Genomic DNA, 14,191 nt, shown 5'->3' with positions numbered 1-14,191 from the left:
TAGACGCCCTCCTTAATTATTCTGAAGCTTGTTCTGTTTCTTCTACGTTAATCCCGTAATCTTCTGGTTTAAATACACCAACAGGTTGGAAGTCGATACCGATCCATTGGTTACTAGCGTTTGTACGACTTTTACGTTCTGTTGTTACTAAGCGTGTAACAATTTTATTGACACCTAATTTAGAAGGAACACCTAGAGCTTTATATTTCCCTGTATACACATTCATCGCAAAACGACCGAAAATAATTGTGTCTGTTGGGCTAAAGCTCATTAAATAGATACGAGGGAAGTCTTCTGGGCTTAACGTTGATACTGGAACAACTGACGCCATATAGCGAAGTTGAATATCATCTAATTCATAACGTTCTTCTGCTTGAGGGTTTTCAGCTAGCCATTGATTGAATACAACTTCCGCATCCTCTTTTGTTTTTTCCGCCACGATCAACTGACCATCTTCAGGAGAATCCTGTTTCCCCCATACAGACCAACGTTGCTCACCGTATCCGATTACTACATCAATATTGTCACCGTACATTACATTTTCATCATCTTTTTCTACGAAATTCCCTTTCTTGTTAACCGTTAACCACTCGCCCATACGGACAAAATCCATATCAAGACCGTTATTCGCTTCAACGAATCCCTGCTTTGTTTCTTCTAAAATTGCTGAAATATAATTGCTGCCATCGTTTCTTTTTGCCACCGCGTTATTTTGTACCACTACTTCATTTTGATTTGTTTCTTGTGTCATTATTTTTTCCTCCCGCGCCCCTGTAGGCCATGTTTTTTCCATGCTTTTCGTTTTGCTTGGCTTTTCTTTTTTCGATAGGTTACTTTTCTGTTATACGAAATCTCGTAATCTTTCGAATCGTATTCCGGAACCTCAACTATTATCGGGATTCCTCGTTGAAGAGTTAAACTTTTACCGGATCCTCTTGCAAACACCCTTATCACTTTTTTAACGATTTTTTGAACTGTTTCTTTCAAACCCACTTACTTCACCTCTTTCGTTGAAGCAATTAGTTCTGTGATTTCATAAAGCGCCCCCACATATTCGTACTTTTCCATCGTTATCACCCCTTTCACCAAGGCATATCATTTAAGAAGTCAGCCACTGTATCGCGTTCTGTTTTCGGCTTTCTTGGTACCGTTAACCCGATTCTGCTGTATACTTTCCTACGGCTGTGATATTGGTCCTTAAATACTCCAACATTGTAGTCAACGTAATCGAACCAGTATGCTTCTTTATCCGGATTGTTCCGATCTGGACGCATGATACGCCCAATTTCTTGCTCTACTGATGAACCACTATTACTCTCACGGGAGTCACCACGTTTCGGCATTACCATGTGACCAACTACTAAATGCTGCATGTCCAGTCCTTCACGCGCTAACTGAGTGGCAAACAAAATATCTACTTCTTTTCGGTCGCAAGCTTCTAAAATGTCTTTACGTTGTTGTTTTGTTACTTGCCATTCACGAATTTCTTTTTCTGAATACTGAGCAACCTTTACCTGCCAACCGTACTTACCTTGCTTTTTAACTACCGCATGACCACTATTGATAAGCTGTTGTGCATGTTTTTCGCTTTTTGCTTTTCTCCAGGTATAACGACTAATACCCCCGTGTACTACAGCTGTTCTAACATCGATACCGAATCTTGCTTTTGCCATTCGTTTTACGAGCTCTTCAAGTACGAAACAGTAGCGAACTGATTCTGTTATAACAATGGATGGCCCTAAACTTGCAGACTCAACAATATTCTCAGCAACTAACTTCGCACGCTTTTTATCAGAAATGAGGTGCCTTATTAGATCTGTGTAATCAAGATCTTCTCCACCAGCATCCACACTATCAATCTCGTTACGGTTACTTGCCGTCTCGTAATTGAACTCGGTATATACGAATTTTACTGTCGGTTTTACCAGTCTCCCAGCTTCATACATTCCGTCTCTGCTAATCTCATACACTTTTGGACCTACACCGTTGTACATATAGATTTCTAATCCATCTTTTCGGGAAGGTGTTGCGGTGAGACCAATCACATTTTCAGCCGTTAACTTCCCAGCCGTTTCAATGAATTGTATTGCCGGAAAATGATGGGCTTCATCCACTACTACCGTCCCGATAAAATCATTTAGTGCATCGATTATTTGTGGATTTCGCTGCAAGGTTTGTACTGTAGCAACAATTAGTTTACCGTCTCCCCAAGCATGTACACCGTCACCGAAAAAGCCGATACGACCAATACCAGGCATTGTATCCTTAGCTCGCTTTGCGGATTGATACATTAAGTCTTTTGTATGCGTAAGCCATAATGCTGCTTTACCCTTTTCGTAAATGTAGCGCAGGCCCATTACGGTTTTACCTGAACCAGCCGGTGCTACACCTATTCCATTTTCTTGCATAAGTGCTTCAACCATCGGTGTCTGATCCTCTTTTAATACAAACCCGTCATCCCATTCCCCGAAACTAACATCTCGGCCATATGAAATCTGTGAGGTAATAACTTTACTTGGGTCGTAACCTAGGTTTTTCAGTACCTCTTCTAGCTTTGACAAGAAACCTCGAGGCGTAACAATATCGCCTCTGTCATGTAAAAATAATTCAAGTTTTGCTTGTACGCCCCATGTAGGTCTACGCTGTTTTTTGGCTTTCAAATACGCTGGATTATCAAATGTTAGCGCCTTAGTAATTGCCGCCTTAAGAGGTGTACTAGCACCTCTTATTCGGATGTTGTGTTTTACAAAGATTTGTAGCAAGTGAGCACCTCCGATAGATCGTAAGAAGGTTCATGGTATGTAAGTCTTGGAAGTGGTAAACAGGGAACCGTCTGACTTTGAAATTCTTCAAGTTTTATATGGTTCACGTTTCGTTTTTTCATATGAATAAGAGCTGTAATAAGTCTGAACGCATAAGCCTCGTCAAGCCCTTTGCTATCATTTAGAAAACTGATAAACACTAAACCTAAATTTCTATCAATAATTTGATCAAAATCCCGTAATCCGAGAATCTGATTCGGCCTCATATAATCTAGTGAAAATCTACAACTCTCCGTACGCTTCATTTCTGCTAATATATTTACTTCAGGTGTTAGTACAATCTCGTCACCTGGACGAGTTGCACCTGTACCATCCGCTATTCTCATGCGCCATACATTTGGAACGTGTCTCCAGCTTCTTCTAATTTCTGCTTGAAAATCATCCCCCCGTTGCTGACGCTCACGTTGTTTATTTCTCAGTGCTGTTTGTTTCGGATCCATAGCAACCTCCTATGCCAAAAACTTCAGTAGATTCGCTTGTACATAAGCTTTTGCTTTTACAAGATCCGCTGATTCTTTAGCTGTTTCCCAAGCATCTTTTGTTTGATAAATTTTGATATCAATGGACGCTAACTCTTGCTCTACGTCTGTAAGTTGTTGACGTTCTTCTTTGCTGTAATGCAGGCGGTACGCATCACGTAACGTATCATTCGTGAGAGCCACTTTTTGATCATTCACATAAGCGTATTGGTTACGTCCCTCACCTTGAATTTGCATAAATGCCTCTGCTTCTTTTAGTTCTACTGCAGTTTTCAGCTTCACTTTTTGCTTAATTAGATCTGCTTTTTTCCCATAAGCTTCTTCACGTGCTTTACCTTTTTCAAGAACATCCTGTACTGCAGCATCAATTTGTTGTAGAGACGCTTGTAACTCAAGTGGATCTAATACTCGAACATAATCAGTTGGTACTTTCTTACCTAAAATTTCAGTTGCAGCTTCAAGTAATTTTTCTGTTCCATGTACTTCTTGCAAATTACGAATTTGATTATTTAATTCAGGCATTTATAGAAACCTCCTCGGGATCTGTACAACGTATTGGTCGAACCAATTTTTCAATCGATACTTTTTCTTTTAAAACCTGGTCAATACTGATTTCTACAATTTCGATATCTAAAGCCCACTTCGGTGTGTAGCCAGCAACCTTTAACTTTAGAGGAGTAAAACCAACTACAATACCGTTCCAATTTGTTTTACAGTCTTTCTCTTTTTTACTAGAAATACATAACTGAACCGGCGTACCTTCACCTAATTCGTTTTCATCAAATTGCGGTTTAGTTACAATCATGCTCGTAATCCCTCCTTCGCCTCCGCTATTTTCGTTAACGCTATTTCTACCACGTCAGAATTAATAGACTCTGTTTTAGCAATACTCTCAACAATCGTATTAATATCAACTAACACATCTTCTCCCGTTTCTGTTTGAATCAATGAGGCGAACTCCTCCATTGCGTAAGCACGCTTCTTCTCTGCTTCAATCCGGCTACGATCAAGTACTTCTTCACCGGGTTTTGCACTTTGAAGTGGAATCCGTTCTAAATCAAAAACACCTGGTGACTTCACATCGATAAGAAGTACTTGTATTGATCTACTAATCTCAGCTTCTGAAGCCGATAAACGTGTGATACTGCCGATGTTCGCAAACACTTTTCCATCCGAACGGTTATAGATACCGAATCCTGTATGGTCATGGCCACACAAAACCAAATCCGCCTCCGTTTTTACATCCTGTACTTTTGTGTACCGGTCAAAAGGTGGATCATGATCAAGTAGCATTCCGTGCGCTATGTGTATTTTGGTTGACTCATAATCTTCAATAATCTCTGGTGAATAACCGTACCCAGCTTTATCGATTTGATCACTATAAGGTGTAAATGTTAGCTGTACGTGATTACCGTCTTGATGAAACATTTGAGCTTGCCCAGGATCATTAATAACTGTAAGTTGCGGGACAATTAATTCTAGTACCCTAAGGCTTGTCCGTTCATACGTTGCAAGATTGTACCCGTATATATCGTGATTACCAGCTGTTGTATAAATGGGAACAGGGCTCTCTTTCAGTACCTTCGCAAACTCCAGTAATACGCTTGTTGTAACCTCAGGTCTATCAAACGTATCTCCAGGTTGTATAATTGCTGTCACACCTTTGTATTTCGCTAACGCGAAAATCTCACGTAACTTTGCGATTAGTGCCTCTTTGTAGTTATCCTTACGGTTACGAGGGTTTGTACCTCGTATATGTGGATCCCCGAAATATAGAAACTTCATACTCTCACCTCTGCTTTTTCGTGTTTTATAAGGTACCTTTACTAATTAGTGAAGGTCACTCGTCTCTTTTTCTTTGAAAACTTCTTTTGTAACCTCACCTGTTCCAAGGTCTATCGATACATGATCGTCTTCTTTGATACCTAAAGCATTTTGAATTTCTGTACAAGCCTTATCATGACGCTCAAAAACCGGCTTTAATAGTTCCTCAGTTCGTTTTAGATACTTTTCACGAATCGGTGCAATCTCGGCTTTATATTCAGCTTGAAGTTGTTTTTTAATAGCTTTTTCCGCCTCATCTGCAGCTAGCAATTCCTTTAACTGAGATTCCGTTGCTTTCCCGATAACTTCCTCAGTAATTTTCAAACCTGCAACGTTTGCTAATGCACCTTTTAACACGTTTTTAATTTCGCATTTCATACACATATCCAGATCTCCCTTTCTATAAAGCAGTTACTATGCTTTTCCCTTGTTTTTGAGTCACACCAAGTGCTACGTCACCTATCTCAGCCAAGTGAGTACTGTGCGTAATTAAAATGATTTGACGTTTAAATTTCGTACTGTATTCCTTCAAGAAATACGCCACGTTCGGAGCATATTCTTGACTCACGTGCTTTCCAACCTCATCTAAGAATAATGGTCCTCTTACACCACTAATCTCCCCTACGGCCAATCTGAGCGCTAAGCTAACTACATCCGCTACACCACCGCCGCGATCATAATCAGGCGGCTTTAATTGTGTTCTTACATCTTCAGACTGTAACCAGTACTCTGCTACTGGTTGATTACCTTTTACGGCAATTTCAATTTCGAATCTGTAGTCTTTATCGAAAACAACTGTAAGAGCTGACGTAACAATTTCTTCTATACGACGTTTTGCTTGCTGCCTTGCATAATCACTTGTCTTTTGAAGAAGAATTTGTACTAAATCAAACTCCCCAAGCTGCTCCTCAGCTTTTGCTTTTCTTGCTTCTGCGCTTTTTTGTTGCTTAACTAATAAATCCCGTTGACCGATTTTCATTTTCAATTTATCGCTTGCCTGACGGATATCCGCTCTTGCTTTTAGAAGCTCGTACATAAAAGTAGCCTCCTTATACCTGCGGGATGAGTCGTTCTACATGCTCCAGGTTTTCTTTAACTGATGTATCAAGCTTAGTGATTTCTTCCTGGATCGTTTCAGGCGTTACCCCGTACTGCGCCATTTGTTCAGCGATTTCCGTTAATTGCTTTTCAGCTGAAGACTTTTCAGCCTCTGCTTGGATTTTTGCTGTTTCTGCTTTCTTTAAATTTGCTTTTGCAATTTCAATACGTTGTTTTAATTCCATTACTCATTTCCCCCTTCAAGTTGTTTTGATAGTAAATTTTGTAGCTCTGATTCAAGAAACTTCTTTTGATCTCTTAAACAGGCCAACACAGTTGGTCGGATAGCAAAATCAATACTCTTTTCTCCTATACTTTCTGATTCACTCACTAATAAATTCTCATTTAATTTTTTATGAAATAGAGAGACTTTTAAAACATTAGATGTATCGTCAATAGCTTCAATAACCTCATTAATTTCCATTAATGAATTATTCAGCCTCTCAGCTGTTTGTAAAAACTCGCTCATTTTTTCCGTATCAATCACCACTAATCACCCCTCAATGAGAATGTTCAAAAGACATCGGCGATTCGCATAGCGGACAAACTCCACCAGCCTCGTTCCATGTCTCTTCCAATTCCTTTGTGTAATTTTCAATGTGCTTTTCATATAATTCCAACGTGCTTGTACTATGACGTACTCTTTGATGCCAGATCATATAGTTTCGTAACAACTCTTTTAATTCAGCTAAATGAGTGACATTGTTCTCAGCATTTGCAATCTGTATTACCACTTCTCTCGGAACATTTAAATGTTCCGCACGACTTGTCCAGCTCATATAATAGTTGTGTATATTCTGGTATTTTTGTAAGAGCACACTTATTTGACTTAGTTGTGTAATACTTGTTTCGCATTCTTGTAGTTGATCTGACGCATTACCAGGTACAGATAACCTTTCTACATCCTTACTTGTTTTTTCGTAGCCTTGTTTAACCACGCTATGTTGTACATAGAGTTTCTTTAACTCATCCGTTTTCTTTACTTCCTCTTCAATCACAGCTACATTAATGTTTTCAATTACAGTCAACCTCTCGACCTGTAATTGAGCTTCTTGTAATACTTGACTATACTTCTTATAGTTTTGTGATAAGATAGAAAGCAAAGAATATATTTCTTCGGATTTAGTAGAATCTTGTAACAAGTTACTTACTTCTACTAATCCATCAAATTGTTTTAATGTTTCAGTCAATGTCTTCTTGGCGGTGGACAGTGACTCGTATCTTTTTTGTAAGTCCAGTAGTGTTTGCAGACGCTGCTGGTCTTTTTCTGTTTCTTCAAGTATTTGTATAAGAACTGGCACTTTTGAGAGTCTCTCATCCTCAACAAACGCTACACGGAATTTTTCAAATGCTATCTGTTGTTGAGTTTGTAGTTGCTGCAGTACCTCTTTCTTTTTATACAATTCTTCTACATGTTCCATCAAACTTTCAGCTGTTTTTAACTGCTGTACTTTATCATCCACATCCAAGTACTCGAGTAAGTTACCTGCTAATCTCTCAATTTCTTTTTCAGTTAGTAACCTCTCTTGCCTTGCTGCGTATGTATCTTTTGAAACACTTTTTACCGCGAGATCCACAGCTTCTGTTCCTGCTAACTTACCTAGTACTTTTGCACCCGATGATGGTGTCTCACTTATTAAGAACGGAGCTTCGAGCTGAAATGCAAAGTTTAAAGCAGTAACAAAATCTCCAAATGTTTGCTTTGTGATACCGAGTAATTGCTTTATTTCTTCTGGTACCTCTGACTTCTCAAATACACTTCCCGCATCTCCAGGATCCGTTTGGATTCTGTACGATGTTTTTCCTTTTCTACGGTGCTTTGAAATAATAATGCCGTTATCCATGTGAATCGCTACAGTAGCCTGTCCCACTGATTCGTTTACGAAAGCCTCACCTTGAGGTTCGTTAAATGCTACCCAGCGAACTGCTCGTATAATGGATGTTTTACCACTATCTGATGGTCCAGTAATTACATTCAGTCCGTTTCCTAAATTAAAATGGCTATTTGTATGTGACTGGAATCCTTCTACGAAAATCTCATTAATGTTGGCCAACACGTTCACTCCTTTCCGTTAGCTTTAACATGGTGTTTACCGCTTGTTCTTCTGAGCCATTCTTGAAGTAATTTTTACTTTCGCAACATACAGCTTTTACGTCTTTTGCTTTTACTAATCGAGTCGCATAAGTCACGTAACGTTGCATGTGTATCACCTCCTCAATAATTTAGCTTGCCTGTACTTCTGCTTTCTTTTTTCGTGTAACAGTTACTTTGACATTGAAATAGTGTTCATATACTTCCTTAAACACATCTTCAATTTTCCAGCTCCCGTAAGTTTCTTCCCCAATATACAAACCTGATTTCTTTTTCTTCATGCTTCTCAGTCCCCTACAGTTTTATCTACGTAATGAGGATAGTGTTCTAAAAATTTTTCTTTGGAAGGAAACCCCATCTCAAATGATTGTCTAACTTCTTTTTTACTGGCATTTTGCAAGTAATTAGGTAAATAAAAATGTTCCATAGGGAACCCGAGTACTATCGCGATTTGAAATGCTAGTTTTCCTCCTGGGTCGCGTCTACCAGTCTCTAAATCTGCAATATGCCCAGGAGTCACACCAACCTTATCCGCTAGATCCACCTGTGACATACGTTTTTTACCACGTAAATCTGCTAGCCAAGTCCTTTTCACATGTCCACCTCCAGACAACTTTTGATGTTTTTTATTATACTGGCGTTTTGCAAGTAAGTAAAGTGGTATTTCAACTTTTTTATAAACCTCCATTCTCTTTTACTTGCAATATGCACGTATTTACCATTGTGTAATTGTACAATAAAGTGGTATCTTATAAGTATCAAAGCACATAAAACAAAAAACGTTTTATATATTTTTATAAAATTTATAAAAATAAAACTAAGAATAAATATAAAACAAGAATTTAACGGGGGTAAAAAGTATGGATATAGGAACTCAATTAAAATTCTTACGAAATAGACGCGGTTGGACAATGCAAGAAGTCGCAGATCGTATTGGTAAAAACGATTCTACGTATAGTGGATATGAGACAAATAAAAGAAAACCAAACGCTGAGGTTCTTGTACAGCTAGCCGATATATTTGATACTACTACAGACTTCATCTTAGGAAGAACAGAAAATCCAAACGGTCTTAACTTTAATGTAAAAGACTTTTTAGATCAAGGCAGACTCCATTCTGATGGCGTAGAAATTACTGATGAGCAAGCTGAAATTGCTAATGTTCTATTAAGACAACTCCTACAAAGAAAGCAGCAATAAGTAAAAAAGGACTAGCCAGATGCTATTCCTTTTTTTGTTGCAATATAGTTGTAATTTGATTGTACTGCTCTTGTGTAATCTGTCCTTGCTTATAAAGTTCCCCCATCAGATAATTCATATCACAACTTACATTTTCAGCACCGAATAATTCCTCAATTAAACGTTTTGTTTCTTGTTTTGCAGTCTCTTTTTTCACCTTATTTCCTCCCCTTCATCCAATTAATTATTCAAAAATGTTAAAATAAAGAAAATGAATAACCCCTATAACGTACGAAATGCCACTGCACTCGAAAGTGTAGTGGCATTTCTCTTTTAACAGTTAGCCGATCGTCCCCGGATCCATCCTCATTTGTACAGGTTCTTTAACTTTTGCTTTGCTAAGTTCACTTGATACCGGTGATAACGTCAGCGCAAGAGCACAAACAATAACTAAACCAGCTAGAAATTTTTTCATTTTAACTATCCCCTTATTTTAAAATATCAAAAATTTTTATGTAAAATAAATTACCTTCTTTCAAAAATCGATGATACGCTTTCTGACGCAGCTCAGGATTTTCTATAGCAACAGCTAAGTATAGATCTTGAAAAGCTGTACGATTCTCAATTTTGTACAACATTTTAGCTGCTTCCTCATACTCATTTAAAGAAATTTTCAGCAGCGCTTGCTCAGCTTTATCATGGATATATTCCAATTTTACAGGAAAATTATGAATTATACAACAAAACGAAAATGTATTTTCAACTAATTTCCGCTTCAATAGCGACTTACTGTTTGTTATTTTATCTAACTCCTGTAGTGACTTTTCAAAATATTGAACGGATTTCTCCGCATCTTCGAAAACGTAGCTTTCCCCCAACACACTATATGCTGTAGCTTTTAACAAACGTGGGGCTTCTTGTACCCCCAGTACCTCAAACAGCAAACATCTTGCAGTTTCTACTTCATCCTGCATTAAATACGCGTATGCACATATTGCTTTTAATTCGGCATCAATTAACGTTTTTTCTAATCCTTGCGGCATTTCACATATTTTATCTTTAATCACATCATGCATCGTAGTAAATACGTTGTAAGCCCCCATGTCAAAATACCCATAGACACTTAGTAAGTTTACTAAAACATTTACATTAACCTTATTTAAATTCACTTTTGCTCGAAGATTGTCTAGGCTCTTAAAAAATTCTTTTGAGCGTAGATTTCCAGATTGACGTTCCAAACCAACTTTTAAAATATCTTTATAGTTCTTTGTTACCGTATGTTTACACTTTCTTTCGAGCAATTCTTTTAATATATCTGTATATCCTGCTAAATACACGTAGTACATGGCTGTCCTAATGTCCGATTCTTTTTTCGTAGATTCCAAAAACTCTTGAACTGTTTTTATTTTTTCATTCTCGTTTTCCGTACTCACTAAAATTTTCATCAGTTTCGAAAAATTCATAGGCACCTGACCATTCATTGTTTTCCACAAATTTGACTGGGATAAACTTGTGATTTTAGAGAGTTTAGTAGGCGTTATATCTTTTTCTACCACAATGTTACTTAAGCTTGTACAATTCTGCACGACGGTCCCTCCCTTGAACTTAAGACACCCCTCTGTTTTTCTCAATAGGAAAACATACCACCATGCTAACATGGACTAAGAAGTATGATATACTTGAAGTTGACTCATGGAAAGTTTTACCTACGCACGATAGGGTAAAACGTTACAGTGGTGCGGCGGCACTATTGTAACGCTGTGGGTCTTTTTGCTCTTTTCTTTTATTTTATTATTTTCATCTTATCATAAAATTTAGAACATTCGTTTTGCTCTTCCCCTAAACCATATTGAGAAAGTTTTTTCTAAATCTTCCATAATTCCCACAAGAATATCTTACCATTAAACGAACTAACGTTCTAGTTTGTATTCTGATTTTATCCAAAAAAATTATCGAATATTGTATTTATGCCAAATTTATTGGTATTTATAGTTTAAAAATAATGCCTTATTTATAATATAGGCATGAACACATTTGGAGAAAATTTAAAAAAGTTTAGATCAAATCGTTCTTTAACACAAGCGGAACTTGGAGGTATGGTCCAATTAAGTCGTAGTCAGGTTAGTAACTTAGAGACCAACTTTAACGAACCCGACTTAAAATCTTTAGATCGTATCGCCAATTTCTTTAACACATCGGTCGATGCACTTTTAGGAAGAAATATTCCGGAATCTGAAGAACAATTAAAAATCATTCTCGAAGAGATTCAAACGGTTTTCGCAGGCCTAAATGAATCTCAACGAGAACAATTCTGTAAACAACTCCTTTTCTACATACAATTTCTAAATGAGAAAAAAGAGTTGTTGTGAATCGATTGTAGTAGAAAACTTTTCCATATTCAACGGTAAAGTTTTCCTACAATTAAATCTGTAAAAAGCAGGAGCTTGTTTCAAACAAAAGCTCTTGCTTTTTATTTATATGCATCTTTGTCGCTATTAGTATACCAGACAGATGTCCCACCATGACCACCTTGGTGTAGCCACATTTTACGAGGAACATTATTTTCCGCAAGTGCTTCCCACCATTGCGCGAACTGTTTCGTCTTAACATTCCAATCGTTTAAACCATGAACAACAAATACACTCGCTTTTACATTTTTAGCATCTTTTACATAGTTACGTTTATCCCAAAAATCATTATAATTACCTGTTTTTCGGTCTTGTCCAGCCGTTAATTCTTTTATAACTTGTCCGCAAACTTCAGGATTTTCCCTTGTCAGTACTGCTTCTGCCATATTATCTGTATCTTCTCCTTGATATCCGCCTGGAGCAATGACTGCACCATTTGCACGATAATAATCATACCAACTACTAATTGCTGCGATTGGAATAATTGTTTTTAAACCTTCGACTCCAGTAGTCGCAACAGCATTTGGTAAAGTACCATTATAGGAAACTCCAGTCATACCTACATTTCCTGTAGACCAATTTGCCTGAACTTCCTCACCCTGTTCTGTAAATGCTTTCGCGCGACCGTTTACCCAATCAATAACAGATTTTGTCCCGAGTATCTCTTGTTCATCTCCAGTTGTAGGGCATCCATCTGATTTTCCAGTACCGATACTTTCGCCTAGAATAACTGCATAACCTCTTGGCACGTAATAGTTCCCATACGAACCAAGATTAACCGCTCCATACGGTTTTCCTTCATACGCATACAATTCTTCATCTACATTATATACAGGAACATCTTTTAATCCAGATCGATATGGACTCATTTCATAAATAACAGGAACTTTCACATTCGGATCTGTCTTTGGACGCATAACTTTTATCGATACTCTGTCTTTCTTACCGTCTCGATCACTATCAACTTCTGTCTCTACATATAAATTTTCGATAATAGCTTCATCGAGAGAATAAATCGGTTTTGTCATCCCATTTTCTAATTCAATTTTCGTACTTTTAGTCTCTTCCTTCTTCTCTGCATGCACATCCATAGTAAAGCTAGGTATAATTGTTGCAGATAGCATTGCTGACAGTGTAATTGCCATTTTCTTTTTACTCAAAATGTTCCCTCCCCTTATTCGTTCTCTTTTACTATATAACAAAATAACTGAAAATTCAGTTTTATTTTATATAAAAGTTGAGAAACTCAAAGATTTCTTATTAAGTAAAATTTAATGCAGGTATGAAAGTATTTTCCCACTTCCTCCTTCTTTATAAAGTGAAACTTTAATCAGCCCTCACCAATTGGGCGTTTACGAGCAGCAGGGCCACTTCTTTGTTTTCGCTGGATTTTGAGGTGGGGTCTTACTGCCCGGCAAATAGCGGGATAAATAGAGAAAAAGACAACCGATATTTCTATCGCTTGCCTTACATTCCATTTATTATTTTTCTAACTCTTTAAAGGTATCTTTCAAGTCTTTATCAGATACCTTTATATCTGCATTTTTAAGCAGATCTCTAGTAACTTGTTGATGGAATTGAGGATCTTGTATACGTTGCTGTTCTAATTCTTTACGAATATTCTCTTTCTCTTCCTCATACGGTTTAAGCTCTTTTTTATCCGTTAGCTTAATAATATGATATCCGAAAGAAGATTTAACAGGTTCACTCAATTGACCAACTTCTAACTTATACGCAGCATCCTCAAATTCTTTCACCATCATACCAGGTCCAAATTCAGATAGTTCCCCACCTTTTTCTTTAGAACCTGGATCCTCTGAATATTGTTTAGCCAATGCCGCGAAATCTTCGCCACTATTTAATTTTTCTTTAATTTCTTTTGCTGTCTTTTCATCTTTTACTAAAATATGGCTAACTTGAAGCTTTGGCTTATAATGATCTTTAATATCTTTTTCCGTTACGGTTGCTTTAATAGCTTTTTCAAAAGCAAAAGTAAGCTTTAATTTCTCTTTCAACTGATCTTCATTTTTCACACCATTAGATTCCATATATGTATTAAAATTATCGCCCATCTTGTCTTTTAATTCTTTTAGTTGTTTCGTTACCTCTTCATCCGTAACTTTATATTTATCATTTAATACTTTTTCTACTACCATTTCAGATAAATTCTGTTTACCGTAGTTTTCTTTTAATTTTTTGTTAAAATCACTTTCTGAAATGCTTCCTGATTTTGTCGTTACAATATTATCTGATGAACCACATGCAGATAAAGATAACGTCATACCCATTA

Annotated in this window: 21 protein-coding genes and 1 pseudogene; 2 read left to right on the top strand and 20 right to left on the bottom strand. The window is 37.3% G+C overall.

Features of this window, described 5'->3' with window-relative positions; genetic code table 11:
* Window positions 1–16 precede the first annotated feature (16 nt).
* From ACQGS6_RS01050 to ACQGS6_RS00980, 15 genes are all read right to left on the bottom strand, one after another.
* Window positions 17–751, bottom strand: a complete 735-nt coding sequence (locus ACQGS6_RS01050) for a hypothetical protein (protein WP_000191309.1) — start codon at window positions 749–751, stop codon at window positions 17–19.
* Window positions 751–993: a hypothetical protein gene (locus tag ACQGS6_RS01045; protein WP_426964824.1), complete on the bottom strand. Its 243-nt coding sequence runs from the start codon at window positions 991–993 to the stop codon at window positions 751–753. Before ACQGS6_RS01045 ends, ACQGS6_RS01050 begins: the two co-directional genes overlap by 1 nt.
* Before the next feature lie 89 nt (window positions 994–1,082).
* On the bottom strand, window positions 1,083–2,660 hold the full coding sequence (locus tag ACQGS6_RS01040) for a DEAD/DEAH box helicase (RefSeq protein ID WP_426964846.1): 1,578 nt from the start codon (window positions 2,658–2,660) through the stop codon (window positions 1,083–1,085).
* Window positions 2,661–2,743: 83 nt separating this feature from the next.
* A complete protein-coding gene (locus ACQGS6_RS01035) occupies window positions 2,744–3,262 on the bottom strand; it encodes a hypothetical protein (RefSeq protein WP_325761681.1) in 519 nt (172 codons plus the stop codon).
* Window positions 3,263–3,271: 9 nt separating this feature from the next.
* Window positions 3,272–3,823: a hypothetical protein gene (locus tag ACQGS6_RS01030; protein ID WP_267209490.1), complete on the bottom strand. Its 552-nt coding sequence runs from the start codon at window positions 3,821–3,823 to the stop codon at window positions 3,272–3,274.
* Window positions 3,816–4,106, bottom strand: coding sequence for a hypothetical protein (locus tag ACQGS6_RS01025; RefSeq protein ID WP_325761680.1), 291 nt, complete (start codon window positions 4,104–4,106; stop codon window positions 3,816–3,818). Before ACQGS6_RS01025 ends, ACQGS6_RS01030 begins: the two co-directional genes overlap by 8 nt.
* Window positions 4,103–5,086, bottom strand: a complete 984-nt coding sequence (locus ACQGS6_RS01020; protein WP_426964822.1) for a metallophosphoesterase family protein — start codon at window positions 5,084–5,086, stop codon at window positions 4,103–4,105. The genes ACQGS6_RS01025 and ACQGS6_RS01020 overlap by 4 nt, the downstream gene beginning before the upstream one ends.
* A gap of 45 nt (window positions 5,087–5,131) precedes the next feature.
* Window positions 5,132–5,509, bottom strand: a complete 378-nt coding sequence (locus ACQGS6_RS01015; RefSeq protein WP_000335907.1) for a hypothetical protein — start codon at window positions 5,507–5,509, stop codon at window positions 5,132–5,134.
* A 16-nt stretch (window positions 5,510–5,525) separates the two neighbouring features.
* Entirely contained in the window at window positions 5,526–6,161 is a 636-nt protein-coding gene (locus tag ACQGS6_RS01010) for a chromosome segregation ATPase (RefSeq protein WP_000273132.1), read from the bottom strand.
* Window positions 6,162–6,174: 13 nt separating this feature from the next.
* On the bottom strand, window positions 6,175–6,408 hold the full coding sequence (locus ACQGS6_RS01005) for a hypothetical protein (protein ID WP_000421151.1): 234 nt from the start codon (window positions 6,406–6,408) through the stop codon (window positions 6,175–6,177).
* A complete protein-coding gene (locus ACQGS6_RS01000) occupies window positions 6,408–6,710 on the bottom strand; it encodes a hypothetical protein (protein ID WP_000567356.1) in 303 nt (100 codons plus the stop codon). The genes ACQGS6_RS01005 and ACQGS6_RS01000 overlap by 1 nt, the downstream gene beginning before the upstream one ends.
* A gap of 13 nt (window positions 6,711–6,723) precedes the next feature.
* A complete protein-coding gene (locus ACQGS6_RS00995) occupies window positions 6,724–8,280 on the bottom strand; it encodes an AAA family ATPase (protein ID WP_325761679.1) in 1,557 nt (518 codons plus the stop codon).
* Window positions 8,264–8,425, bottom strand: coding sequence for a hypothetical protein (locus tag ACQGS6_RS00990; protein WP_001190219.1), 162 nt, complete (start codon window positions 8,423–8,425; stop codon window positions 8,264–8,266). The genes ACQGS6_RS00995 and ACQGS6_RS00990 overlap by 17 nt, the downstream gene beginning before the upstream one ends.
* Window positions 8,426–8,446: 21 nt before the next feature.
* On the bottom strand, window positions 8,447–8,596 hold the full coding sequence (locus tag ACQGS6_RS00985) for a hypothetical protein (protein WP_325761678.1): 150 nt from the start codon (window positions 8,594–8,596) through the stop codon (window positions 8,447–8,449).
* Between the two features lie 5 nt (window positions 8,597–8,601).
* Window positions 8,602–9,003 (bottom strand): helix-turn-helix transcriptional regulator, encoded by a 402-nt coding sequence (locus ACQGS6_RS00980; RefSeq protein ID WP_325761677.1) that lies wholly within the window; start codon window positions 9,001–9,003, stop codon window positions 8,602–8,604.
* Window positions 9,004–9,175: 172 nt separating this feature from the next.
* On the opposite strand from ACQGS6_RS00980, the gene ACQGS6_RS00975 reads away from it, so the two are divergent.
* Window positions 9,176–9,514: a helix-turn-helix domain-containing protein gene (locus ACQGS6_RS00975; protein WP_000351123.1), complete on the top strand. Its 339-nt coding sequence runs from the start codon at window positions 9,176–9,178 to the stop codon at window positions 9,512–9,514.
* 22 nt (window positions 9,515–9,536) lie between these two features.
* Here ACQGS6_RS00975 and ACQGS6_RS00970 read toward each other — a convergent pair whose 3' ends face one another.
* From ACQGS6_RS00970 to ACQGS6_RS00960, 3 genes are all read right to left on the bottom strand, one after another.
* Window positions 9,537–9,710, bottom strand: a complete 174-nt coding sequence (locus ACQGS6_RS00970; protein WP_000712293.1) for a hypothetical protein — start codon at window positions 9,708–9,710, stop codon at window positions 9,537–9,539.
* 123 nt (window positions 9,711–9,833) lie between these two features.
* The gene (locus tag ACQGS6_RS00965; protein ID WP_000713858.1) at window positions 9,834–9,968 is read right to left on the bottom strand and encodes a hypothetical protein; all 135 of its coding nucleotides are present in this window, start codon (window positions 9,966–9,968) and stop codon (window positions 9,834–9,836) included.
* Between the two features lie 13 nt (window positions 9,969–9,981).
* Complete coding sequence (locus tag ACQGS6_RS00960) at window positions 9,982–11,079, bottom strand: AimR family lysis-lysogeny pheromone receptor (RefSeq protein WP_162280645.1); 1,098 nt, start codon at window positions 11,077–11,079, stop codon at window positions 9,982–9,984.
* 438 nt (window positions 11,080–11,517) lie between these two features.
* On the opposite strand from ACQGS6_RS00960, the gene ACQGS6_RS00955 reads away from it, so the two are divergent.
* Window positions 11,518–11,862, top strand: coding sequence for a helix-turn-helix domain-containing protein (locus tag ACQGS6_RS00955; RefSeq protein ID WP_162280643.1), 345 nt, complete (start codon window positions 11,518–11,520; stop codon window positions 11,860–11,862).
* 140 nt (window positions 11,863–12,002) lie between these two features.
* Here ACQGS6_RS00955 and ACQGS6_RS00950 read toward each other — a convergent pair.
* Together ACQGS6_RS00950 and ACQGS6_RS00945 are read right to left on the bottom strand one after the other, a co-directional pair.
* A pseudogene (locus ACQGS6_RS00950) lies at window positions 12,003–13,061 on the bottom strand (CocE/NonD family hydrolase); the annotation flags it as partial.
* A gap of 321 nt (window positions 13,062–13,382) precedes the next feature.
* Complete coding sequence (locus tag ACQGS6_RS00945; RefSeq protein WP_426964821.1) at window positions 13,383–14,189, bottom strand: peptidylprolyl isomerase; 807 nt, start codon at window positions 14,187–14,189, stop codon at window positions 13,383–13,385.
* Window positions 14,190–14,191: the final 2 nt, after the last annotated feature.

Source organism: Bacillus sp. GMs2/2 (assembly GCF_050172095.1).
In the GTDB taxonomy this organism is placed as follows: Bacteria; Bacillota; Bacilli; order Bacillales; family Bacillaceae_G; genus Bacillus_A; species Bacillus_A cereus.
The sequence above is the reverse complement of the archived record's forward strand: the minus strand, read 5'-3'. Positions and strand labels throughout refer to the sequence as shown.

Coding starts and splice junctions, on each gene's coding strand:
- ACQGS6_RS00985 (WP_325761678.1), bottom strand. CDS start 8,596: ATGAAGAAAAAGAAATCAGGTTTGTATATTGGGGAAGAAACTTACGGG.
- ACQGS6_RS00980 (WP_325761677.1), bottom strand. CDS start 9,003: ATGGAGGTTTATAAAAAAGTTGAAATACCACTTTACTTACTTGCAAAA.
- ACQGS6_RS00945 (WP_426964821.1), bottom strand. CDS start 14,189: ATGGGTATGACGTTATCTTTATCTGCATGTGGTTCATCAGATAATATT.
- ACQGS6_RS01030 (WP_267209490.1), bottom strand. CDS start 3,823: ATGCCTGAATTAAATAATCAAATTCGTAATTTGCAAGAAGTACATGGA.
- ACQGS6_RS01010 (WP_000273132.1), bottom strand. CDS start 6,161: ATGTACGAGCTTCTAAAAGCAAGAGCGGATATCCGTCAGGCAAGCGAT.
- ACQGS6_RS01020 (WP_426964822.1), bottom strand. CDS start 5,086: ATGAAGTTTCTATATTTCGGGGATCCACATATACGAGGTACAAACCCT.
- ACQGS6_RS01050 (WP_000191309.1), bottom strand. CDS start 751: ATGACACAAGAAACAAATCAAAATGAAGTAGTGGTACAAAATAACGCG.
- ACQGS6_RS00955 (WP_162280643.1), top strand. CDS start 11,518: ATGAACACATTTGGAGAAAATTTAAAAAAGTTTAGATCAAATCGTTCT.
- ACQGS6_RS01005 (WP_000421151.1), bottom strand. CDS start 6,408: ATGGAATTAAAACAACGTATTGAAATTGCAAAAGCAAATTTAAAGAAA.
- ACQGS6_RS01035 (WP_325761681.1), bottom strand. CDS start 3,262: ATGGATCCGAAACAAACAGCACTGAGAAATAAACAACGTGAGCGTCAG.
- ACQGS6_RS00965 (WP_000713858.1), bottom strand. CDS start 9,968: ATGAAAAAATTTCTAGCTGGTTTAGTTATTGTTTGTGCTCTTGCGCTG.
- ACQGS6_RS01015 (WP_000335907.1), bottom strand. CDS start 5,509: ATGTGTATGAAATGCGAAATTAAAAACGTGTTAAAAGGTGCATTAGCA.
- ACQGS6_RS00990 (WP_001190219.1), bottom strand. CDS start 8,425: ATGCAACGTTACGTGACTTATGCGACTCGATTAGTAAAAGCAAAAGAC.
- ACQGS6_RS01025 (WP_325761680.1), bottom strand. CDS start 4,106: ATGATTGTAACTAAACCGCAATTTGATGAAAACGAATTAGGTGAAGGT.
- ACQGS6_RS00975 (WP_000351123.1), top strand. CDS start 9,176: ATGGATATAGGAACTCAATTAAAATTCTTACGAAATAGACGCGGTTGG.